The organism is Mesorhizobium sp. AR07, from assembly GCF_024746815.1.
Classification (GTDB): Bacteria; Pseudomonadota; Alphaproteobacteria; order Rhizobiales; family Rhizobiaceae; genus Mesorhizobium.
In genome coordinates, this window is sequence record NZ_CP080525.1 from 5,134,890 (window position 1) to 5,157,087 (window position 22,198).

Here is a 22,198-nt window from a genome sequence, read left to right on the forward strand (position 1 = left end):
CAGACCTGGTCCTGGAGTGAGTGTCCGTACCTGTCGAAAGCGCTCAAATTATTGCGCCTCGCGTGGTGCCGCGGCGGGCAGTCTTGCCGGCAGCATCTTCAAAGCTTCGCGCAGGGCTTCGCGGCCGGATGCGAATGCCAGCGCGATGGCGATGGTGATCAGGTAGGCGAGAACGGCGCCGCTGGCCAAGCCGATGACATGCTGCTGCGGTAAAAGCGGCTTGATGAACCAGATGGCGGCCAGCGCCAGATGGGCGCCAAGCACGAACGGCGTTGCCGCGCGCAGCACATGGTGGGCCTGCAGCGGACCGCTCCTGCCGACATAGAGCCACAGGAAAGGCGTTCTCAGATACTCGCTGATCGCATAGGCAATCGCCACGCCCAGCGCGCCATAGGGCAGGCCGAGCGCGAAGGCCAGCACCGACGTCACGGCTGTTATGATGCCCCAGCGCATGAAATCGCCGGAGCGGCCCTGGCTGACGAAAAGCCATCCCGCCGGATTGTTGAGCGGCTGCAGCAGCCCGGCAAAGCCGAGCGCCAGGAAGATGCCGGCGCTGGCGCGCCATTGCTCGCCAAGCACGAAGGGGATCAGCACGTCCGACATCGCGGTGGCGAAGGCGACGCCGGGAAGCGCCACCAGCAGGATCAGCGGCATGACGCGCAGATAGGCGCTGCGGTAGCGGTCCGGCTCGTCCTTGAGCCTGGAGAGCGCCGGAACCATCACCTTCGACAAGGGGTTGGTGATCTGGCTCAGCGGAAACAAAAGCAGCTTGTAGGCGCGATCATAGAGGCCGAGCTGCGCCTCGCCCCAGTATTTGCCGATCAGCACGTTGTCGAGGTTGCGGGCAAAGAAATTGGCGAAATTGAAGCCGGTGATGCCGGCGCCGAAATTGATCAATTCGCTGATTCCGGCGACCTTGCGCGGCAGGCCGGGACGCCAGCGCGAGCTTGCCCAATAGCAGAGCGTCGGCAGCACGGCGCCGGTCAGCGTGCCGGCAAAAAGCGCCCAATAGGAGCGGTCGATGAAGGTCCAGGCGATCGACACAGTGAGCCCCGCGACGGCGCTGGCGACGTCGATGATGGCCAGCCGGCCGAACTGCATGCGGCGCGTCAAAAGCGCCAGATGCTGCGCGCCGAGCCCATAAGCCATGATCTGCAGCCCGAACGCGGCCACCAGGCCGGCAACGCGCGGCTCGCCGTAGAAAGCGGCAACCAGAGGGGCGGCACCCGCAAGCACGCAGGCCAGAATCGCGCTGACGGCGACATTGATCCAGAAGAGGTAGTTCACCTCCTCATCCCGGATGCCGCTTTTCTGGATTGTCGCCTGGGTCAGGCCGAAATCCTGGAACAGCGCGATGAAGGCGAGCACCGGCGCGCACATCGCCACCACGCCGAAATCCTGCGGCGACAACAGCCGCGACAGCACGATGACGGAGATGATCTGTGTCGCGACCCGCACCGATTGCGCCATCGCCGTGACGACCGCGCCGCGCCCGACCGATTTGCGCAGGGAGCCTTCCGGCGGATCGAATGCATTGGCTTCCAAATTCAGGATTCCTGACTTTTGTGCCCGCCCCGCCACCAGGACAAACTACGGCAATAATTTTGCAGTGCAACAGAAAATGTAGATCGCCGCGCCAAAAATGTTGCGATGCAGCAAGAGCTGTACTAGGCTTTCCTTGGGTGGGCCAACAGCGGTCGAGTTTTCATGCTGCATGTCTTGTACCTTGTGCACGATGTTTCCGACCCGGCCGTGCGCCGGCGGATCATAATGCTCAGGGCAGGTGGGGCCCAGGTCACCTTGGCCGGCTTCCGGCGCACCACGAATCCGATTGCGGATATCGAGGGATTGCGGCCGATTGACCTTGGCGCGACGCGTGACGGCCGGTTCGGCCAGCGCCTGGCATCGGTCGCCAAGGCGGCGGTTTCGATCGGCTCGAAGCTTGGCGACATGCCAAGGCCCGATCTCATCATCGCGCGCAACCTGGAAATGCTGGCGCTTGCCCGCCGCGCCAGGTCGGCCTTCGGCGCCACGGTGCCGATTGTCTACGAATGCCTCGACATTCATCGCCTTGTGCTTCGCAACGATGTCCTGGGCAAGGCGATGCGCGCCACCGAACGCTTTCTGGCGAGCGACGTGAAGCTGCTGGTCACCAGTTCGCCCGCCTTCATCGCCAATTATTTCAAGCCGTTCGGCCAGGTCGCGGCGCCGATCGAGCTGGTCGAGAACAAGTATTTCGAGGCCTCGGCGATTTTGCCCAACAGCTCTGAAGCGATCGAGAGTCCGGCCGGCCCGCCATGGCGAATCGGCTGGTTCGGCGCGCTGCGCTGCCGCCGCTCGCTCGAACTGCTGGCCGATTTCTCTCGCCGCATGGAGGGACGCTTCGAAATCGTGCTGCGCGGCCGTCCGGCCCTGTCGGAATTCCCGGATTTCCATGGCTTCGTCGACTCCGAGCCGTATCTGTCGTTTTGCGGACCCTACCGCAATCCGGAAGACATGGCGGCAATCTACGGGGACGTCCATTTTTCCTGGGCGATCGATTTCTTCGAAGCGGGACAGAACTCCGAATGGCTGCTGCCCAACCGCCTCTATGAGGGGTGCCGCTTCGGCGCGGTGCCGATCTCGATGGGCAACACCGAAACCGGGCGGTTCCTCAACCAGCAGGATATCGGCGTCCTTTTGCCCGAGGCTTCGCCAGAGGCGCTCGAAGCCTCGCTTGGCAAGATGGACGGCCATCGCTTCGCCAGGCTGAAGGCGCGTGTTCTGGACCGCAACCCGAGGACATGGAGCTACGATCGCGGCGATTGCCGGGCGCTCGTCGAGCGGCTGCGCAGCTTGACGGCCATGCCCGGTTCGTTTGCGACCGAGGCGTTGGCATAGGATGGCCAGAGATGGACAGAGGCAAGATGGACAGAGGCTGATGACGCAGACCGAAAAACCATCATCCAGCCTGATCGTTATTCCGTGCCTGAACGAAGCCGCCCATATCGGTGCGCTGCTCGACCAATTGCGGCCCGCGGCCGCACGGCTTGGCGCCAGGATCATCGTCGCCGATGGCGGCAGCACCGATGGCACGCTGGCCATCGTCGAGGACATCGCAAGCAAAGACCAACGCGTTATCCTGCTTCACAACAAAAGGCGCATCCAGAGTGCGGCGATCAACCTCGCCGTTGGCACATTCGGAGAGGGCGCGGACTATCTCATCCGCATCGACGCGCATGGCGGCTATCCCGACGACTATTGTGACCGGCTGGTCGAGGAGGCATTGGCCACCGGGGCGGATTCGGTCGTCGTTTCGATGCTGACCAGCGGCAGCGGCACCGTACAGAAGGCCGCCGCGGCGGCGCAGAATTCCAAGCTCGGCACCGGCGGCTCCAAGCATCGACACCTTTCGGGGGGAGAATGGATCGATCACGGCCATCATGCGCTGATGCGGATATCGGCCTTCGGTTCTGTTGGCGGCTATGACGAGACATTCAGCCACAACGAGGATGCCGAGCTCGACTACAGGCTGAGAAAAGCCGGCTACAAGATCTGGATGAGCGGCAAGACGCAGATGGTCTACTATCCGCGCGCCTCGCTCAGCGGTCTTTATTTCCAGTATCTCGGCTACGGCCGTGGCCGCGCCAAGAATGTGCTGAAGCACCGCGTCATCCCGAAGGTCCGGCAGATGGTGCCGCTGCTGGTGTTTCCGGTCGTGCTGCTGGCTGCCTTCTCGTTCGTGCACTGGCTGGCGGCGGTGCCGTTGCTGCTCTGGGCATCGGTGTGCCTCGGCTATGGCCTGTGGACGGCCATTCGCCAGCGCAATGCGGACATCGCGCTTGCCGGCGTCTCGGCGATGGTCATGCATCTTGGCTGGTCGGTCGGCTTCTGGCTGCAGCTTCTCGGCCTCAGGTCACGACGCGGGGTGGCATGATGGCGGGCAAGAATCTCGGCATCGACATCGCCGTCTGCACGTTCCGGCGGCCGGAACTGGCCGACACGCTGCGCTCGCTCGACGCCATGGACAGGCCTGAAGGGTTCGACATCAGCATCATTGTCGCCGACAATGACGACACGCCGAGCGCCCGCGACCTCGTGGCGGTCCTGTCGCGGGAATTGACGCTGCCGATCCACTATCGCCATGCCCCGGCGCGCAACATCTCGATCGCCCGCAACGCCTGTCTCGACGCCAGCACGGCGGATTTCGTCGCCTTCATCGACGATGACGAGACGGCCACGTCGCGCTGGCTCGCCGAGCTGGTCGCGACGGCGCAAGCGAGCGGTGCCACCGCCGTGCTCGGCCCGGTTCGGGCGCGCTATCGCCCGGATGCGCCCGACTGGATGCGGCGCGGCGATTTTCATTCGACCTTGCCCGTCTGGGTGCGCGGCGAGATCCAGACCGGCTACACCTGCAATGTGCTGCTGAGGACCGGCGCCGACAGCCTGCGTGGCCGCCGCTTCAGCCTGGCGCGTGGCCAGACCGGCGGCGAGGATACCGAGTTCTTCGACCAGATGCACAGAGCCGGCGGCCGCATCGCCTTTTCGCCCGAGGCCTGGGTGGATGAAGTGGTGCCGCGCGCCAGGGCGGCATTCGACTGGCTCGGCCGCCGCCGCTTCCGCGTCGGCCAGACGCATGGGCATCTTCTGGGGCAAAACGCCGGCGGCATCGGCCTGGTCAAGCAGGTTGGCCTGGCGTCGGCAAAGGCCATCTATTGCTTCGCCGCGGCGCTCCCGGTCGTCGTCAGTCCGGTTCGCCGGAACCGCAGCGTGCTGCGCGGCATCATGCATGTCGGCGTTGTCAGCGGCCTCGTCGGCATCCGCGAGATCCGCCTCTACGGCCAGCCTTCGCCACAGGAAGGAGGCAAGCGTGCAGCCTGATGTCTCCCCCGATGTCTCATTTGTCATCGCCGCCTACAACGCCGAGGCAACGCTCGACCGGGCGATCGCCAGCGCCGTCGCGCAGAAGAACGTCAGCGTCGAAATCATCGTCGTCGACGACAAGTCGCGCGACGCGACGCTCGACGTGGCGCGGGCCTATCCGTCCGATATCGTCCGCGTCTTCGCCCTGGCCAGCAATCGCGGTCCAGGCGGCGCCAGGAATGCCGGGCTCGATGTCGCCCGTGGCAGATGGATCGCGGTTCTCGATTCCGACGACGCCGTCTTTCCAGACCGCATCGCGGCCATGATCGACCGCGCCGAAAAGGCAGGCGCCCAGATCGCCGTCGACAATCTGCAGGTCGTTCGCGAAGACGGTGTCGTCGAGGACGCGATGTTTCCGCGGCGCTATCTGGAGGACTTGGGCGAAATTTCGCTCGCCAGCTACATCGCCGGCAACGTCGTTTTCGAATCGCAATTCAATCTCGGCTATCTCAAGCCGATCTTCCAGCGCCGGTTCCTGGATGAAAACGGGCTTCGCTATGATGAAAAACTGAGCATCGGCGAGGATTACATCCTGCTCGCCAGTGCTTTGGCCAAGGGCGGCAAATGTGTGGTCGAGCCGACCACCGGCTATGCCTACCATATTCGCAGCGGCTCCATCTCCCGCGTGCTCGAGCTTCACCACGTCGAAGCGATGCGCAAGGCAGATGCCGTGTTCGCTCAAACCCATTCGATGGACGAGGCCGCGCAAGCCGCGTTTGCCCGGCGCGGCCGCAGCCTGCGCAAGGCCGCATCGTTCCTGTCCATGGTTCAGCACATCAAGGCGCGGTCCCCGCTCAAGGCGATCCGAACAGCGCTCAGCGACCCGGCGGCGGTCAGGCATATGAGCATGCCGATCGCCGTGCGGTTGCGAAGAATGGCGGCGCAGTTTGCCGTTGGGGTGGGGAGGTGAAGATGCAGGCGCATGGAGGGGTTTTTCGTGGCCTGTGAATGGACTGAAGTCGATCTCCTCAGAAGGAATTTGCGATGAAGAAAATCAGGAAGGCCGTGATACCGGTGGCGGGGCTTGGAACACGGTTCCTGCCGGCGACCAAGTCGATGCCGAAGGAAATGCTTCCCGTGGTCGACCGGCCTGTCGTGCAATATGCGGTGGACGAGGCGTTCGAGGCCGGCATCGAGCACATCGTGTTCGTGACCGGCCGCAACAAGGCGGTCATCGAGGACTATTTCGACTTGCACCCGGAATTGATCGGGACGCTGGAACAGACCGGCAAGACAACGCAGCTGCAGTCGCTGGAAAGCCTTTTGCCGGTGGCCGGTGCCACCAGCTTCATCCGCCAGCAATCGCCGCAAGGCCTCGGCCACGCCGTCTGGTGCGCGCGCGAAGTCATCGGCAACGAGCCCTTCGCCTTGCTGCTGCCGGACATGGTGTCGTTCGGCGGGCGCGGGTGTCTCGCAGAAACCGTCGACCTTTATGAGCGCACTGGCGGCAACGTCATCGCCGTCGAACGCTGCGATCCGAGCGAGACCAACAAATACGGCATCGTTGGCCGCGGCGCCGATGTCGGCAGCGGCTTCGAGGTGACGGCCATGGTCGAAAAGCCGGCGCCTGCCAACGCGCCGTCGAACTTCTACATCAACGGCCGCTACATCCTGCAGCCCGAGATCTTCGCACTGCTGGGCAATCAGCAGCGCGGCGCCGGCAACGAGATCCAGCTGACGGACGCCATGGTCCGTCTGTCGAAGGATCAACCGTTCTTCGCCCAGCCTTTCAAGGGCCGCATGTTCGACTGCGGCTCGAAGGAAGGCTTCATCCAGGCCAACATCGCCTTCGCGCTGGCGCGCGACGACATGAAGGGCCCGATCTTCGAGATGCTTCAGGAGTTCGTCCGGTCGCATGAACGCCAGGAAGAAGCCGCATAATGCCCATGTTTCGGGAGCATTTTCAGATGGCTGATGACGCGGGGCGATAGCTCCCGCGTTGTCTGGCACGAAGCTTGCGTTGTTTTGCGCAACGCCCCCGATCCTGGCGGCGCCTGCAAGCCAAGGCATGATCCCGAAAAGTGGGTACCGGTTTTCGGAAAAGATCATGCCCAAACACTGAGAAGCATGATCCCGAAAAGTGGGTACCGGTTTTCGGAAAAGATCATGCTCAAACACTGAGATAGACCCCCATCCGGAGCATCGGATAAAACAGGCTCTAGAATTGGACCGAAGATGAATTATGCCAACTTTCCTCTCGACAAGAGGATGCCATTGCCGAATTCGGACGCAGGAAACGGCGAAGACTTCATCGATATCGAGCGGCTGCTTGGCATGGCCGCACGGCAAGCCAAGGTGGTTGCTGTGTGCGCCATCATCGGTCTCTTTCTGGGCCTGCTCTATCTGCAGACCACGCCGCCGAAATATCAGTCGGTCTCAAGCGTGCTGATCGACGAAGGCTTGAACAAGATCGTCGATGACATTTCGGCGGCGTCAACAACCATGCAGACAGACTCCGCCATACTGAGCCAGATCGAAATCTTGACCTCGACGCGGCTTGCAGCCGTGGTCGTCGACAAGCTGAAGCTCGACCAGAACGATGCGTTCATGAATCCGCCCATGTCGGCTCTGGCGAAGGGCGTCGGCCTGGTCCGAGGCCTGATCCAGTACGTTCACCCCAGCCCCGCCCTGCCGGGCGTCGCTGACATCAGCAAGCTCGACCCGGCCACCCGCGATGCGCTTATCGCCACGTCTCGCAGGGACTACGCGATCCTCAAGCTGCAGAACGAGGTGCGGGCGGAGCGCGTCGGGCGAAGCTTCGTCATCGCGCTTGGCTATCAGGCGACGGATCCGGCCCTGGCAAACGCGATCACCAAAGCCTATGCCGATGCCTATCTCGCCGATCAGCTCGATGCCAGCTTCGACGCCACAGAGCGGGCAGCGGTGTGGTTGCAGGGCCGGTTGACCGAACTGCGCCAGAGTTCCCAGGCAGCCTCGCTCGCGGTCGAGAAATTCAGGGCCGAACACGGGCTGGCCGCCAACAGCGATGGCCAGCTGATGAGCGACAAGCAGCTCTCCGACCTGAACGCCCAGCTGATCGTGGCGCAGGCCGACACCGCACGCGCCAGTGCCCGCTACCAGCAGTACAAGGCGATTATCGACAGCGGCTCCGACAACGCTTTCAAGGATGCCGCCATATCGAGCGACCAGCCGAGCAGCTCGGTCATCGCGGCGCTCAAGACGCGCTACCTCACGGTCTCCAAGCGATTGCAGGACGTCGAGGCGAATTTCGGCGCCCAGCATCCGCAGGCGGTGGGCGCTTGCCAAGGAAAAGGCCGACGTATCGACGCAGATTTTCGGCGAACTGAAGCAGCTCACCGAAAGCTATCGCAACGAATATGAAGTGGCGCTGGCGCGCGAGACCGCGCTCAGAGCCAATGTTGCGGCCGCGCAAGGCAAGAGTTCCGTCGACAACCAGACGCAGGTCAAGCTGCGTGAGCTCGATCAGCAGGCGACGGCGCTGACCACGCTCTATCAGACATTCCTCGGCCGCTACGAGGAAGCCGCGCAGCAGCGATCCTTCCCTGTCGGCAAGATCCGCATCATCTCGGACGCCTCGATGCCGCTCACCGCGTCAAGCCCGCGCACGGTCATCGTGCTTGGACTTTCGCTGGTGCTTGGCATGCTGATGGGCGCCGGCTTCGGCGGCCTGAATGAATTCAACGAACGGTTCTTCAGGACCGGCGAGGAGGTCCGCGATCGTGTCGGCCTGAAATTCCTCGGCTACCTGCCGACGATCGGCGGCAAGCTCGGCAAGGAAGAAAAGCCGGGCGAGACCCAAATGGATGCCAAGACCGCCAAATCGCTGTCTTCAGCCGAAAAACGGGCGCGCATGCGGGTGAGCATCGATTCGCCGGCGTCGATGTTCTCCGAAACGTTGCGCAGCGCCAAGATCGCCTTCGACGTCGTGTTGGAAGGGCAGGGCAGCCGCGTCATCGGCATCATTTCCGTGCTTCCCGGCGAGGGCAAGTCGACGGTCGCGGCAAATCTCGCCGGATTGCTTGCCGCCAACGGCGCCAAGACGCTGCTGATTGACGGTGACCTGCGCAACCCCGGCCTCAGCCGTGGTCTTGGCATGGAGGCCGAGCAAGGCTTGATGGAAGCCGTGGTGAGTGGCCAGACCTGGCAGTCGGTCGGCAAGATAGACCGGCAGACGAAGCTGGCGATTGTCCCGGCGGTGTTGCGCGGTCACTTCTCGCACACCAGCGAACTTCTCTCCTCGGCCGGGATGCGGCGCTTCATCGAAAACGCCAAGGAGACGTTCGAATACATCGTCGTCGATCTGCCGCCGCTCGGCCCGGTGGTCGACGCCAAGGCCTTCGCGCCGCTGGTCGACGGTTTCGTGCTCGTCACCGAATGGGGGCGCACGCCGCGCGCCATGGTGCGGTCACTGCTCGACGCGGAGCCCTATGTCGCCAACAAGATCGTCGGCGCGGTGCTGAACAAGGTCGATCTGAAGAAGCTGGCCAAATACGGCTCGATCGGTGGCTCCGAGAAATTCTTCGACAAATACTCGACCTACTATCTGGAAAAGTCGGAAGTGCGGGCGAAGGCTCCGGTTTGATATCGGCCGTTGCCCAAGCCCGATCCGCCCATGAGCGGCGGCATCGATGCCGGGGCGCGGAGGGCGGGATAGCGCGGGCGGCGTGCCGGAATTGCCGGCCGCATACAGAAAATAGTGAGACGTTTGCCCGGCACGCACCCCACCCTAACCAACCGGGGCGAGCCACGGGTCTCGCCCGTCCTTCGGACCCCCACAAGGGGAGGGAACGCTGTCGCGTGCTTTTTGCTTCCTAGTTGACGCCGAAAAGCAGACAATTTGCCGAGGTCAGCGCTAAGGGAAGTCTCCCTCCCCCTTGTGGGGAGGGGTTAGGGGTGGGGTACTTCATAAAGCGAAAGCCGCGGACGGGCACGCGCCGATCTCGACGGTTTTCCTAGATCCCGATCCCGCGCTCCTTCAGGGCGGCGGTGATTTCGTCGAGGATCACCGGGTCGTCGATGGTGGCCGGCATCGTCCATTCTTCCTTGTCGGCGATCTTCTGCATGGTGCCGCGCAGGATCTTGCCGGAGCGCGTCTTGGGCAGGCGCTTGATCGTCACCACCGTCTTGAGGGCGGCGACCGGGCCGATCCGTTCGCGCACCAGGCCGACCACTTCGCTCTCGATGACACCGGCCTCGCGTGAAACGCCGGCATTCAGCACCACGAAGCCGAGCGGCACCTGGCCTTTCATCGCGTCAGTGATGCCGATGACGGCGCATTCGGCGACATCGGGGTGCGCCGAAAGCACCTCCTCCATGGCGCCTGTCGACAGCCGGTGGCCGGCGACATTGATGATGTCGTCGGTGCGGGCCATGACGTAGAGATAACCGTCCTCGTCGACCATGCCGGCATCCGCCGTCTTGTAGAAGCCGGGGAACTCATCGAGATAGGCTTGGCGGAACCGCTGGTCGGCGTTCCACAGCGTCGGCAGGCAGCCGGCCGGCAGCGGCAGCTTGACCACCACATTGCCCAGCGTACCGCGCGGCACCTCGTGGCCGGCATCGTCGAGCACGCGGATGTCGTAGCCGGGCATCGGCACGCCGGGCGAGCCGTATTTCACTGGCAACAGGCCGAGGCCGGCGGGATTGATCGTCATCGGCGAGCCGGTTTCGGTCTGCCACCAATGGTCGACCACCGGCACGTCGAGCTTCTGCTCCGCCCATTTGATGGTTTCCGGGTCGGCGCGCTCGCCGGCAAGGAACAGCGTGCGGAATTTCGACAAATCGTATTTCGGAATGAATTCGCCCTTCGGATCCTGTCCCTTGATCGCCCGAAATGCTGTCGGCGCGGTGAACAGCGCGACGACGCCGTGCTCCGAGATCACCCGCCAGTAGGTGCCGGCATCGGGCGTGCCGATCGGCTTGCCTTCGAACAGGATGCTGGTGCAGCCATGCAGCAGCGGTCCGTAGACGATGTAGGAATGACCGACCACCCAGCCGACATCCGACGCTGCCCAGAAAACTTCGCCCGGCTTGACGCCGAACTCGTTGTCCATCGTCCATTTCAGCGCGACCATGTGGCCGCCATTGTCGCGCACGATGCCCTTGGGCTGGCCGGTCGTGCCCGATGTGTAGATGATGTAGAGCGGGTCGGTGGCGAGCACCGGAACGCAGTCGACATTGGCGCCGGCCGCCCGCTCACGGGCGACGGCATCGGCATAGTCGATGTCGAAATGCTCCTTCATCTCGCAACGCAGCTGGTCGCGCTGCAGGATGAGGCAGCCGTCCGGCTTGTGGCGGGATATCTCGATCGCCTTGTCGAGCAGCGGCTTATAGGCGACGACGCGGCCAGGCTCCAGGCCGCAGGACGCGGAAATGATCAGCTTCGGCTTGGCGTCGTCGATGCGGGTGGCAAGCTCATGTGAGGCAAAGCCGCCGAAGACGACCGAATGCATGGCGCCGATGCGGGCGCAGGCCAGCATGGCGAAGGCGGCCTCCGCCACCATCGGCATGTAGATGATGACCCGGTCGCCTTTGCGAATACCGCGGTTCTTCAGCACCGAGGTCAGCGCGACCACCTCGCGCTTCAGCTCGGCATAGGTAAACTTCTTGATCGTTCCGGAGATGGCGCTGTCATGGATCAGCGCGATCTGGTCGGCGCGACCGCCGGCCACATGACGGTCGACGGCGTTGTAGCAGGTGTTGCAGGTGGCACCGGTAAACCAGCGGCCATAGACGCCGGCAGCGGCATCGAACACCTTGTCATAGGGCGAATACCAGTCGATGGCGCCGGCCGCGTCCGCCCAGAACTTTTCCGGGTCGCGTTTCCAGCCGTCATAGACCTCATGATAGCGTGAAGCCATCGGTAACCTCCCCAGGAATGTTTTTCTTCCCTCCAGATAGCGCGCTCTAACCTTGGCCGCAAATCCACGCCATAGTGCGGCCGACGTCGACCAGGCGCTTGGGGGCAAGCCGCTATGATAGTGCGATGCGGGATTGGAGCAGCGGTGCTCGCGGCTCTATCGTTGACGGTCGCGTCCGCGGCCTGGGCGGGCGATGGCGCGGCCGTCGAGCCGCTCGGCTTTTCCAGCGATGGCCGCACCTTTGCCTTCGAGCAATACGGCACCGAAAGCGTCTCCGGCATGGATTATTCGCGGACCGACGTGATCGCGGTCGCCACGAACGGATCCGTTGATGACGTGCCGCTCGTCGTCGATACGACCATGGTCGATGACAGCCTGCTGCAGGATCCCAATCAGGATCCGCTCTTGGTCGTCCGGCGGCAGGCGAGGCAGCAGGCAGCCCCCTTGCTTCAACAATTCGGCATCAATGGCAGCGGCACCCGTGTCGGCATCATCGCCGCCAGCCATTCGCGCGAAACCACGCTGGCCATCGCCGACGAGACGGACGGACGCCAGTCGCCGGTCGTCATGGCGTTGCAGCAGGCGGCGGTGGCGACGATGCCCCTGGAGCCCTCGGTGTTCGGAGCTGGAGCCCGTTTGGAGCTGCAAGAGCAGGCCGTGGCCTCGTCCGCCAGCACCTGTGCCGACTACGGCCATACAGCCAAGGTCTTCACGCTGACGCTCCTGCGCGAGGGCAAGCCGCCGCTCGTGCTTGGCCCGGTCCGTGCGGCCCAGACGGATGAGGGCTGTCCGCTCGGTTTCGGCCTGGCCGAGGCGCACGCCTTGCATTTGGCGGATGGCTCGATCGCACTTGCCGTGCTTGTGCAGCGCTTCGAATATGTCATGGAAGACCCGGACCGCCGTTTCACGGCGGTGACCGCGCTGGTGAAATGAGGGGGTGAAAAGAATGCCTCGTTTTAGGCAGGCCATCAGGCGATCTCTGCTCCCATCGATCCTGGGTGCGATGCTCGCGATCTCCGCTGGAACCGCCCAGACCGGCGATGCCGCGGCACGGCGCATCATCGGTTTTTCGCCCGACGGCAACATTTTCGCCTTCGAGCAATATGGCACGCTCGACGCCGGCGCCTCGGACTCCGGCTATTCGGAGATCGAGATCATCGACACCCGCACCGATCAGTTCGTCGGCGGCAAGCCGATCCTCGTCGTCGACGAGTCGGAAGAAGCCACGCTGACGCTGGAGCAGGCGAGGGCACAGGCCGCCGCGAAGGCGGCACCTGTTCTGGCCAAATATGCCATTGCATCGCCGGGCGAGCAGACGGCTTCCGACAAGTTCACCTTTCCCGGCGAGATGGTGGCCTACAACGATATTTCCCGCCTTGAACAGGTGTCGCAGAAATGGCTGTCGCCGCTCTATGACGAACTCGGCATCTCGACCGTCCAGCTCGACCAGATCCTGGCCGGCAGCACTGCCGACTGTTCGGCGAGTTTCGACGCCACGCAGCAAGGCGATATATCGGGCAAGGCGCTCGGCTTCCGGCTGACGCTGCAGGGGCAGGACGGCAAGCCGTTCAAGGTCCTGCATGAGGACAACACCGTGCCGGGCTCGAGGAACTGCCCGACCTCCTACAGCCTGTCGGAATCCTACAAATACACCCCGGCCGGCAAGCCCGCCGTGATTGTGGTGCTGGTGCAGCGCTTCAGCCAGGGATTTGAAGGCCGCGACCGCCGCTTCATCGCCGTGACCGGCCCGCCGCGCTGAGAGATCCAGGACCCCAAAGCCGTCTAACGGGCGGCATCCATCCGATGAGTACGGATTGCTCTAGATCGGCAAAGCCACGAGCACGAGGCCGATGCCGCCGAAGATCAAAATGGCTGTCGCCAGGGCTTTTTTGTGACGTTCGAAGCTCGTCGGAGCCCGCTCCCAATTGTAACGCATACGCTATCTCCCCAAGACCCGGGGAGTCATTACCGTACTCAGCGGAAGAAAAGCAACGGTCCGGCCGGGGCGGTTCGAGCGTTCCCGCGTCGCGAAGAAGACTATTTCTGGGGCAATTCCTGCTGGAAGCCGGCAAACAGCCGCGATCTCGATCCGCCGCGAGCCTGGCAGGAAGGCTACATGCCCCAGCGCAGTGCCGCCGTGCGGACAGGCGCATCCCACCAGCCGGCCATCTCTTCATCGAGCATGGTCAGCGTGATCGAGCAGCCGGCCATGTCGAGCGACGTGACATAGGATCCGACCAACGAACGGGTCACCGTCACGCCGTGTTTCTCGAAAATCTTCCGCGCGCTGTTGTACATCAGATAGAGTTCCATCAGCGGCGTGCCGCCGAAGCCGTTGATAAACAGCAGCGCCGAACCTTTCGCCCTGTCACCCAGATCGCCCAGGATCGCGGCACAGATTTCCTCGGCAATGGCGTCGGCGCTCTTCAACGTGTCGCGCCGGCGGCCGGGCTCGCCATGGATGCCGACGCCGAACTCCATCTCGCCATCGCCGATGTCGAAAGTCGGCTTGCCGGCAGCCGGCACGGTGCAACTGGTCAACGCCACGCCCATCGACCGCGTCGCACCGTTGACCCGTTCGCCCAGTGCCCTTAACGGCGCCAGCGCCAGGCCATGCTCGGCCGCCGCGCCGACGATCTTTTCCACCACCAGCGTGCCGGCGACGCCGCGCCGGCCCGTCGTGTAGGACGAATTCTCGACGGCGACATCGTCATTGGTAACGATTCTCATGACGCCTTCCGACATCTCGGCCGCCATGTCGAAGTTCATCACGTCGCCCTCGTAGTTCTTGACGATGAACAGGCAGCCGGCGCCGGTGTCGACGGCTTCAACCGCCGCCATCATCTGGTCCGGCGTCGGCGAGGTGAACACCTGGCCGGGGCAGGCGGCGTCCAGCATGCCGTGGCCGACAAAGCCGCCATGCAGCGGCTCGTGGCCGGAACCACCGCCGGAGATCAGCGCCACCTTGCCTGGCCGCAAGGTCTTGCGGCGGACGAATTTGTGCTCGTCGCCAAGCACCAGTATATCGGCATGGGCGGCAACGAAACCGTCGAGGCTCTCGGTCAGCACCGTGTCTACCGAGTTCAGAAATTTCTTCACGGCCGTCTCCTCCCGAAATAGGCCTGATACCAAAGCAATTCCAGGAAAAGTGTGTAGCGGTTTTCCGTCCGGAACTGCGTAGAAACAAAGCTCTGGCGATCAGCCACCCTTGCCGGTGATACTGGTGATCTTCTGGATGAAATCATTCACCGCCTTGTCGAGCGCGGCGTTCTGCTTGTCGTCGCCGAAATCGGGCACGATGAGCGAAACATGTCGCGTCTTGCGCATGCCCGCAGCGACAGACATTTTTCCCGGATGCGCCTGATGGTAGGCGGCGAGAAACTGATCGCGCTCAGCCGGGCTGAAATGGCAGACGGAAAAAATAGCCGGCAAATGTTTTGACGGAATCGGGATCGAATAGGCCGGGCTGGAGATCTGCGTGACGAAGCTGCGGTGCTTGCCGAGCGCGTCGGCAAGGCGCTGGCGCATGCCGGATGGCCGCTGGTCGATGACGTGCGACAGGATCGTCTTATAGGCGCGGATCGCCTCTTCGGAACCGGGTTCGGGTGTCTTGTCGATCATGCCGGCCCAGCCTGGATCGAAACGTCAGCGATGGCCGCCTTGGCCATGGCGAGCTGAGCCGGAGCGACGGACAGATCGCGCAGGCCGGCCTCGAGCAGCGATGGGATCGAGGCGGGATCGCCGCCGGCGTCGCCGCACAGGCTGACCGGGATATTTTCACGATGGCCAAACGCGGTCACGGCAGCGACCAGCCGCAGCACGGCCGGGTGACGGACCGAATTGAGATGGGCCACCGCGATGTTGTCGCGGGCGGCCGCCATGACATATTGGGTGAGATCGTTGGAGCCGATCGAGAAGAAGGCGACTTCTGCAAAGGCTTCCGGCATGATCGCCACCGACGGCACCTCGACCATGATGCCGAGCGGCGGCATTTTTAGCGGAATGCCGCGCGCGGCTAGCGCGGCCTGTTCCTCGGCGAACATCGCCACCGCCTGCCTGTATTCCTCCACAATGGCGATCATCGGGAACATCACTTTCAGGCTGCCGTGGGTGGCGGCGCGCAGCAGTGCCCGGATTTGTACACGAAACACGTCCGGCCGCGCCAGCGACAGCCTGATGCCGCGCAGGCCGAGGAACGGGTTGCTCTCCTCGACGGTGAAGCCCGGCACCGGCTTGTCGCCGCCGGCATCGACGGTGCGGATCGTCACCGGTTTTTCGCCGGCCCATTCCAGCACCTTGCGATAGGCGCGATACTGCGTTTCCTCATCCGGCAGGGTCTTGCCGAACAGGAATTCGGTGCGCATCAGCCCGACGCCGTCGCAGGTGGCGATGTCGATGCCGTCGACGTCGGACGGGTCGGCGATGTTGACCTGCACCCGCACCGCCGTGCCGGTCCTGGTCACCGCCGGCCGCGTCAGGAAAATCCGGGCCAGGTCGCGGCGCGCCGAGAACGATGACGACGATTGGCGAAAGGCGTCGATCTCGGCCTTCGACGGCGACAACACGATGCCGCCATGCTCGGCATCGAGCAGTGCCGTGCCGGCAAGATCGGCAGGCGAATTGCCAAGACCCACCACCCCAAGTCCCGCAACCCCAAGTCCCACAACCATGGGCACGCCGCGCGAGCGCGCCAGCATGGCGACGTGGCTCGCGGTGCTGCCGGCACGCAGTGCGATGCCGCCGCCCTTGCTCCAGTCGGTTTCGAGAAAGCGCGTCGGCGCGATGTCCTCGCCATAGAGAATGGCGCCAGTTGGTGTTTGAACCTCGCCATCCTCGGTCAGCGCGCGCAACACCTGGTCCCTGATATCGCGTATGTCGGCCGCACGTGCGCGGAAATAGTCTTGATCTGACGTTTCGTAGCCGGCGATTTCGGCATCGAGCGCCTGTCGCCATGCCGCATCGGCAGGAAGTCCAGAGGCAATTGCGGCAAAGCCCGGGTGGCTCAGCGCGTCGTCCTCCAGCATGGCGATCTGGAATTCGAGAATGTCGGCCGCATCGCCCTTGCTGGTTTCAATCAGAGTGGCAAGCCGGCTTGTCGCAATGCCGATAGCGGTCTCAAGTGCTTTTTTCTCTTCTGAAGCCGTTGCCTTGCTGACATACGCTGCAGTAATCCGCTCCAGGTCGAACACCGGCCCTTCGGCATAACCGGCCGAGGCCGAAATGCCTTGCAGCCTAAGCGGTGCGGGCATGGTCCACGCCTTCGTCGAAATCGCGCCGCACCAGTTCGACCAGCGCGTCGACGGCATCATTGGCGCCGGCGCCGCTGGCTCGGATGTGCAGCACCGTGCCTTTCGGCGCCTTGGTTGCCATCACCTTGACGATGCTCTTGGCGTCGAACCATGGCCCGTTGGCGGCAAGCGCTATTTCCACATCGGCGGCGAAGGTCTTGGCCAGCTTGGTGAATTTCACCGAAGGACGCGCATGCAGACCCACCTCGTGGGTGATCAGGACGGTCGCTTCGGCGGATGCGGACATGTCTTCAAAGTTCCCGTTCGTTCACGACGGCGACAATTCGTGCGCCGTCGCCACCACTTCCCTGAGCGAGGCGCCGCCGGACGCCTCGGTCGCCGCCATCACAGCACCCTCGACGATCGGCGCGTTGCAGACGATGATCTTCTGCGACCGCGGCTCGCCGATCATCTCCACCGCCATTTCCGAGTTGGTCTCGGCGCCGCCGAGATCGACCAGGATGGCGACGCCGGCTTCCGACCAGGCCCTGTCGATGGCGCCCATGATCGCCTCGACATTGGTGCCGAGCCCGCCATGGCCGTTTCCGCCGCACCATGCAAGCGGCACTTCGTCGCCCACCATCTGACGCACCATGTCGGCCGTGCCCTCGGCGACCAGCGGCGAATGCGAGACGATGACGATGCCGACATTGCTCATGCGCTTGCCCCGATCGTTTCCGCCACGGTCCGCACCAGCAGCGCGGTTGAACGCGCGCCGGCATCCATATGGCCGATCGAGCGGTCGCCAAGGAACGAGGCGCGGCCACGCAGCGCCTTCATCGGCACGGTGGCATCGGCGGCTGCGTCGGCGATGTCGGCGATTTCCGCCGCCGTCTTTCCCTGCAGCAGCGCATCATGCACCGGCTGCAGCACGTCGAGCATGGTTTTTTGGCCGACCTGCGACTTGCCGCGCGCCGCCACCGCTTCGGTGGCCTTGCCGAAGGCCGACGCCAGATTGGCGCGATCGGGCGCGGCGGAAATCTCCTTGCCGAGCGCCATGAACAAGGTCCCGAACAAAGGGCCGGAAGCACCGCCGACCGTCATCACCAGCTTGGTGCCGATCGCCTTCAGGGCGTCGGGCAATGACTTGGCCGAAAACGTCTCGGCCTCGCTGCGCACGGCCTCAAAACCGCGCTTCATGTTCAGCCCATGGTCGCCGTCGCCGATCGCCTGGTCGAGCGCCGTCAATTCCTCGGCGTGCGCGGCAATCATATCCGCGGCCGCCGAGATCAGTCTGGCAAGGTTCAACGCCGCCATGTCACCCAAATTCCCGGTTTCCACCCCGCCGGCAGTATCGAAAGAATGTTCATTCGACAACTGAAGCATGCGTCAGGCCGCTGCCAGCAGCGCGGCCGCGGCCGCGAAGACCTCGGCCACCGCATGAGCGCCAGGGTCGACCACGCCTTGCAGCTTGCTACCGACATAGGCGGATCGCCCGGCCTTCGCCTTCTCCATGGCGGACGTGGCCTCGGCACCGTGTCGAGCCGCTGTTGCCGCTTCCTCCAGGCCCTTGGCGTCGAGCGCTTCAAGCGCAGGTTCGAGGGCGTCGACCATGGTGCGGTCGCCGACCTTTGCGCCGCCGTAGAAGGTCATCCGTTCAAGCCCGGCAAGCAAAGCCTTGCTCAGCTTAGCGCCGCCGTCCAACGCCTGCGCCGCCGCGGTGAAGAAGATCGACAGCAGCACCCCGCTGGAGCCGCCCATGGACGCGCTCAGAATGTCGCCCAGCGCGCCGAGGGTCGCGGTCGGGTTGGCGAGCGGCAGCGTGTCAAGCCGCTCCAGCACACTGCGCGCGCCGGTCGCCACCGTCGAGCCGGTGTCGCCGTCTCCGGCCTTGGCGTCCAGCCCGTTCAAAGTGCCTTCAAGCGCGATCAGCCTTTCGCAGATCGTGACGACAAGGCGTCTGGTGCGAGCATCCTGGCTCGGCTTGCGCGCGGCGCTTTCGCCGGCTGGTCTCGCCAGCGGCACGACAGAAGGCGCTACAACAGGCTTTGCCGGCATCCAGGCGTGCGGGCCGACCGGCGCCAGCAAGGCTGTCTCGCGCGTAACGTCGAGCCGGATCAGCGACAGCGAAAAGCCGTTCATGTTGAGCGCCGTCATCAGCGGTCCGGGGCCGATCGTCAGCTTGACTGTCCTCGCGAGCGGCGAGGCCAGCACCGCATTGGCGACGAGCGACATTTCGAGCGGCGGCACCGAACCGAGATTGTTGATCAGCAAGGCATAGGCGGCCTTCGGGTCGAGCCGCACGGCAAGGCGCTCCGCCATGATCGCGACCAGCCTGTCGGCGCTTTGCACCGCAATCCGCTCGACGCCCGGCTCACCATGAATGCCAAGGCCGAGTTCGCCGTCATTTTCGCCAAACCTGTCTTCGTGCGGCTGGCCCGGGATCGAGCAGGACGACAGCGACATGCCGAGCGAAACGATATCCTTCGCTGCCGCTCGCGCGGCCGCCGCGATATCCGCCAGATCGCGGCCGGTTTCCGACAGATGCCCGGCTATCTTGTGCACGAACAGCGTGCCGGCAACACCGCGCGGCTGGGCAATGTCGGGCAGCGCGATATCGTCGGCGACGATCACCATCTCGACGCGAAATCCTTCGGCGCGGGCCTTCTCTGCCGCTAGGCCGAAATTGAGGCGGTCGCCGGTGTAGTTCTTGACGATCAGCAGGCAGCCGGCCGGGCCGGTGACGGCGCGAATGGCCGCCAGCACCGCTTCGACGCTTGGCGAGGCAAAGATCTCGCCCGAGACCGCCGCCGTCAGCATGCCCTTGCCGACGAAGCCGGCATGCGACGGCTCGTGCCCGGCGCCGCCGCCGGAGACGACGCTGACCTTCGTCTTGTCCCAGTCGGCGCGCAGGATGGCCTTGATCTCGGGATAGCCATCGAGGCGCGCGAGATCGCCAGCACCAATGGTCCGCAAGAGGCCGTCCAGTGCCTCGCTGACGATCGTTTCCCTGCGATTGAAAAAGTGCTTCATCGATTCGTCCCGTACTCGCAATCGTCAATCATAAGCCGGCGTTGAACCCTTGACTGGGAAACGCCGAAAACCGTTCACATCAGCCTTTGTCCGTCGGCGCCAAAATACAGCGGCGACCTGTAGCGGATCACCACTCTGTCGCCTTGCCCCAGATCCGTGTCGGGATCGGTCAGCGTCACCAGCTTTTTCGCCCCCACCGTCACATGCAAATGGTTCTGGTCGCCGAGATGCTCGACCCAGTCGACGACGCCGTCGGCGTGGCCATTGGTTGCCTTGTCGATCGACAGATGCTCGGTGCGCGCGCCGATCGTCTTGGTGCCGGCGGGCGCGCCGCCATCGGGCAGCAGCCCGGCTGGCAGAAGATTGATCGCCGGTTGGCCGAGTCTCGCCGCCACATGCAGGTTTGCCGGCTCGGAATAGATGGTGCGCGGTGAACCGATCTGCACCAGCACGCCGTCGGCGAGGATGCCGATGCGGTCAGCCATCGTCATCGCCTCGATCTGGTCATGCGTGACGTAGAGCATGGTGGCGCCGAGTTCGGACTGGATGCGCTTCAGTTCGAGCCGCAGATCCGCCCGCAGCTTGGCATCGAGCGACGACAGCGGCTCGTCCATCAGGTAGATCGACGGCTTGCGCACCAATGCGCGGCCGATGGCGACGCGCTGCATTTCGCCGCCGGAAAGCTTGGTCGAGCGGTTTGCGAGCTTGTGATGGATGCGCACCATCCTGGCCACCTCTTCGACCCGGCGGCGAATCTGGTCTTCCGGCATTTTCCGCGCCGGCGAGCGCAGCGGGAAGGCAAGGTTGTCGAACACCGACAGATGCGGATAGAGCGAATATTGCTGAAACACGAAGGCGGTGTCGCGCTCGGCCGGCGACAGCATCGTGGCATTGTGGCCGCCGATTTCGATCGTGCCGGCATCCGGCCGCTCCAGCCCGGCGATCAGCCGCAGCGTCGTCGTCTTGCCGGCGCCGGTCGGCCCGAGCAGCACGACGAACTCACCATCGGCGATATGCAGGTCGAGACCATTGACGGCGACATGGTCGCCAAAACTCTTGCTCACGTTCTTGATGTGCACGTCAGCCATGCTGCGCCCTCCGCTCCGAGGCCACATCGTGGATCGCGGTTCTCACCGCGCGGCCCGACCCCTTCTCGAACAGCGACAGCCGCGCGCTGCTCAGCGTCAGTCCGACATGGTCGCCAGTGGCGAGCCGGATTTCTGCCGGCACCCGCGCCTTGATGATGCCATCCGCCGTCTCCACCGCGACGATCTGCGTGGTGCCGAGATATTCGGTGCCGTAGATGGCGCCGCGCAGCTTGGAATTGTCGTCGAAGCGGATGTGTTCCGGACGGATGCCAAGCGCCATGTCGGCCGGTGCAATATCCTCGCGCACCTCCGGCACCGCCACCTTCGCGCCTTGCACGACGATCTCTTTCGCGCCCTTCGCCAGTCCGCCGCCGAAGCCCAGGAAATTCATCGGCGGCGAGCCGATGAAGTCTGCGACGAACATGGTCGCCGGGCGATCGTAGATTTCACGCGGCGTGCCGAACTGTTCGATGACGCCGTGGTTCATCACCGCGATCTTGTCGGCCATCGACATCGCCTCCATCTGGTCATGCGTGACATAGACTGTCGTGGCGTGGATGCGGTTGTGCAGTTCGCGCAATTCATGGACCATCAGATCGCGGAATTCGGTGTCGAGCGTGCCGAGCGGCTCGTCCATCAGGAAGCACTTTGGCCGCCGCACGATGGCGCGGCCGAGCGCCACCCGCTGGCGGTCGCCGCCGGCAAGGCCGGAGACGGATTTGTTGAGCAGATGGTCGATGCGCAGCAGCTTCGCCGTCTCTTCGACGCGGGTGCGGATTTCGGCCGAAGGCATGCCTTGCGCCAGCAGCGGGAAGCCGATGTTCTTGCGCACATTCATATGCGGATAAAGCGCGAACAGCTGGAACACGAAAGCGATGTCGCGCTCGCGGGCTCGCAGCATGGTGACATCCTCGCCGCCAAGCAGGATCTGGCCGCCGGTCGGCAGTTCGAGCCCGGCGATCATGCGCAAGGTGGTCGTCTTGCCGCAGCCCGACGGTCCGAGCATGACGAAGAACTCGCCATCCTCGACGACGAAGTTGGAATCCTGCACGGCGACGAAATCGCCGAAGGCCTTCCTCAGGTGCTGAACACGAATTTCGGCCAT

General features: G+C 64.0%; 18 protein-coding genes and 1 pseudogene. 8 read left to right on the forward strand and 11 right to left on the reverse strand.

Annotated elements, in window-relative coordinates; translation table 11 throughout:
• Window positions 1-48: 48 nt before the first annotated feature.
• Complete coding sequence (locus BPNPMPFG_RS25810) at window positions 49-1,545, reverse strand: lipopolysaccharide biosynthesis protein (protein WP_258591433.1); 1,497 nt, start codon at window positions 1,543-1,545, stop codon at window positions 49-51.
• A 162-nt stretch (window positions 1,546-1,707) separates the two neighbouring features.
• Between BPNPMPFG_RS25810 and BPNPMPFG_RS25815 the strand changes: the two genes are divergently transcribed.
• The 6 genes and pseudogenes from BPNPMPFG_RS25815 (at window position 1,708) to BPNPMPFG_RS25840 (ending at window position 9,466) form a co-directional block, all read left to right on the forward strand.
• A complete protein-coding gene (locus BPNPMPFG_RS25815) occupies window positions 1,708-2,880 on the forward strand; it encodes a glycosyltransferase family protein (protein ID WP_258591434.1) in 1,173 nt (390 codons plus the stop codon).
• Window positions 2,881-2,920: 40 nt separating this feature from the next.
• Window positions 2,921-3,916, forward strand: coding sequence for a glycosyltransferase family 2 protein (locus tag BPNPMPFG_RS25820; RefSeq protein ID WP_258591435.1), 996 nt, complete (start codon window positions 2,921-2,923; stop codon window positions 3,914-3,916).
• Window positions 3,913-4,860 (forward strand): glycosyltransferase family 2 protein, encoded by a 948-nt coding sequence (locus BPNPMPFG_RS25825; RefSeq protein WP_319945957.1) that lies wholly within the window; start codon window positions 3,913-3,915, stop codon window positions 4,858-4,860. Before BPNPMPFG_RS25820 ends, BPNPMPFG_RS25825 begins: the two co-directional genes overlap by 4 nt.
• Window positions 4,850-5,812: a glycosyltransferase family 2 protein gene (locus BPNPMPFG_RS25830; protein ID WP_258591436.1), complete on the forward strand. Its 963-nt coding sequence runs from the start codon at window positions 4,850-4,852 to the stop codon at window positions 5,810-5,812. The genes BPNPMPFG_RS25825 and BPNPMPFG_RS25830 overlap by 11 nt, the downstream gene beginning before the upstream one ends.
• Window positions 5,813-5,886: 74 nt before the next feature.
• Entirely contained in the window at window positions 5,887-6,783 is an 897-nt protein-coding gene (locus BPNPMPFG_RS25835; RefSeq protein WP_258591437.1) for a UTP--glucose-1-phosphate uridylyltransferase, read from the forward strand.
• A 294-nt stretch (window positions 6,784-7,077) separates the two neighbouring features.
• Window positions 7,078-9,466, forward strand: a pseudogene (locus BPNPMPFG_RS25840) (polysaccharide biosynthesis tyrosine autokinase).
• A 370-nt stretch (window positions 9,467-9,836) separates the two neighbouring features.
• Here the strand turns inward: BPNPMPFG_RS25840 and BPNPMPFG_RS25845 are convergent.
• Window positions 9,837-11,744, reverse strand: a complete 1,908-nt coding sequence (locus BPNPMPFG_RS25845) for a propionyl-CoA synthetase (protein ID WP_258591438.1) — start codon at window positions 11,742-11,744, stop codon at window positions 9,837-9,839.
• Window positions 11,745-11,906: 162 nt separating this feature from the next.
• Here BPNPMPFG_RS25845 and BPNPMPFG_RS25850 point away from each other — a divergent pair, with 162 nt between their 5' ends.
• Window positions 11,907-12,677, forward strand: a complete 771-nt coding sequence (locus tag BPNPMPFG_RS25850) for a DUF2259 domain-containing protein (RefSeq protein ID WP_258591439.1) — start codon at window positions 11,907-11,909, stop codon at window positions 12,675-12,677.
• A 70-nt stretch (window positions 12,678-12,747) separates the two neighbouring features.
• Entirely contained in the window at window positions 12,748-13,503 is a 756-nt protein-coding gene (locus BPNPMPFG_RS25855) for a DUF2259 domain-containing protein (protein WP_258591440.1), read from the forward strand.
• 353 nt (window positions 13,504-13,856) lie between these two features.
• On the opposite strand, the gene dhaK is transcribed toward BPNPMPFG_RS25855, so the two are convergent.
• The 9 genes from dhaK to BPNPMPFG_RS25900 form a co-directional block, all read right to left on the reverse strand.
• Window positions 13,857-14,843 (reverse strand): dihydroxyacetone kinase subunit DhaK, encoded by a 987-nt coding sequence (gene dhaK / locus BPNPMPFG_RS25860; protein ID WP_258591441.1) that lies wholly within the window; start codon window positions 14,841-14,843, stop codon window positions 13,857-13,859.
• A gap of 99 nt (window positions 14,844-14,942) precedes the next feature.
• Window positions 14,943-15,365, reverse strand: coding sequence for a hypothetical protein (locus BPNPMPFG_RS25865; RefSeq protein WP_258591442.1), 423 nt, complete (start codon window positions 15,363-15,365; stop codon window positions 14,943-14,945).
• Entirely contained in the window at window positions 15,362-16,993 is a 1,632-nt protein-coding gene (gene ptsP / locus BPNPMPFG_RS25870) for a phosphoenolpyruvate--protein phosphotransferase (protein WP_258591443.1), read from the reverse strand. The genes BPNPMPFG_RS25865 and ptsP overlap by 4 nt, the downstream gene beginning before the upstream one ends.
• On the reverse strand, window positions 16,977-17,279 hold the full coding sequence (locus BPNPMPFG_RS25875; RefSeq protein WP_258591444.1) for an HPr family phosphocarrier protein: 303 nt from the start codon (window positions 17,277-17,279) through the stop codon (window positions 16,977-16,979). The genes ptsP and BPNPMPFG_RS25875 overlap by 17 nt, the downstream gene beginning before the upstream one ends.
• A gap of 21 nt (window positions 17,280-17,300) precedes the next feature.
• The gene (gene dhaM, locus BPNPMPFG_RS25880; RefSeq protein WP_258591445.1) at window positions 17,301-17,690 is read right to left on the reverse strand and encodes a dihydroxyacetone kinase phosphoryl donor subunit DhaM; all 390 of its coding nucleotides are present in this window, start codon (window positions 17,688-17,690) and stop codon (window positions 17,301-17,303) included.
• A complete protein-coding gene (gene dhaL / locus BPNPMPFG_RS25885; protein ID WP_258591446.1) occupies window positions 17,687-18,289 on the reverse strand; it encodes a dihydroxyacetone kinase subunit DhaL in 603 nt (200 codons plus the stop codon). The genes dhaM and dhaL overlap by 4 nt, the downstream gene beginning before the upstream one ends.
• A gap of 72 nt (window positions 18,290-18,361) precedes the next feature.
• Complete coding sequence (locus BPNPMPFG_RS25890) at window positions 18,362-20,005, reverse strand: dihydroxyacetone kinase subunit DhaK (protein ID WP_258591447.1); 1,644 nt, start codon at window positions 20,003-20,005, stop codon at window positions 18,362-18,364.
• A 74-nt stretch (window positions 20,006-20,079) separates the two neighbouring features.
• Window positions 20,080-21,093 (reverse strand): ABC transporter ATP-binding protein, encoded by a 1,014-nt coding sequence (locus BPNPMPFG_RS25895; RefSeq protein ID WP_258591448.1) that lies wholly within the window; start codon window positions 21,091-21,093, stop codon window positions 20,080-20,082.
• Window positions 21,086-22,198 carry an ABC transporter ATP-binding protein gene (locus BPNPMPFG_RS25900; RefSeq protein ID WP_258591449.1) on the reverse strand — a complete coding sequence of 371 codons (1,113 nt, stop codon included), beginning with the start codon at window positions 22,196-22,198 and terminating at the stop codon, window positions 21,086-21,088. Before BPNPMPFG_RS25900 ends, BPNPMPFG_RS25895 begins: the two co-directional genes overlap by 8 nt.

Coding starts and splice junctions, on each gene's coding strand:
- BPNPMPFG_RS25855 (WP_258591440.1), top strand. CDS start 12,748: ATGCTCGCGATCTCCGCTGGAACCGCCCAGACCGGCGATGCCGCGGCA.
- dhaM (WP_258591445.1), bottom strand. CDS start 17,690: ATGAGCAATGTCGGCATCGTCATCGTCTCGCATTCGCCGCTGGTCGCC.
- ptsP (WP_258591443.1), bottom strand. CDS start 16,993: ATGCCCGCACCGCTTAGGCTGCAAGGCATTTCGGCCTCGGCCGGTTAT.
- BPNPMPFG_RS25820 (WP_258591435.1), top strand. CDS start 2,921: ATGACGCAGACCGAAAAACCATCATCCAGCCTGATCGTTATTCCGTGC.
- BPNPMPFG_RS25900 (WP_258591449.1), bottom strand. CDS start 22,198: ATGGCCGAAATTCGTGTTCAGCACCTGAGGAAGGCCTTCGGCGATTTC.
- BPNPMPFG_RS25825 (WP_319945957.1), top strand. CDS start 3,913: ATGATGGCGGGCAAGAATCTCGGCATCGACATCGCCGTCTGCACGTTC.
- BPNPMPFG_RS25875 (WP_258591444.1), bottom strand. CDS start 17,279: ATGTCCGCATCCGCCGAAGCGACCGTCCTGATCACCCACGAGGTGGGT.
- BPNPMPFG_RS25890 (WP_258591447.1), bottom strand. CDS start 20,005: ATGAAGCACTTTTTCAATCGCAGGGAAACGATCGTCAGCGAGGCACTG.
- BPNPMPFG_RS25895 (WP_258591448.1), bottom strand. CDS start 21,093: ATGGCTGACGTGCACATCAAGAACGTGAGCAAGAGTTTTGGCGACCAT.
- BPNPMPFG_RS25835 (WP_258591437.1), top strand. CDS start 5,887: ATGAAGAAAATCAGGAAGGCCGTGATACCGGTGGCGGGGCTTGGAACA.
- BPNPMPFG_RS25865 (WP_258591442.1), bottom strand. CDS start 15,365: ATGATCGACAAGACACCCGAACCCGGTTCCGAAGAGGCGATCCGCGCC.
- BPNPMPFG_RS25845 (WP_258591438.1), bottom strand. CDS start 11,744: ATGGCTTCACGCTATCATGAGGTCTATGACGGCTGGAAACGCGACCCG.
- BPNPMPFG_RS25815 (WP_258591434.1), top strand. CDS start 1,708: ATGCTGCATGTCTTGTACCTTGTGCACGATGTTTCCGACCCGGCCGTG.
- dhaL (WP_258591446.1), bottom strand. CDS start 18,289: ATGGCGGCGTTGAACCTTGCCAGACTGATCTCGGCGGCCGCGGATATG.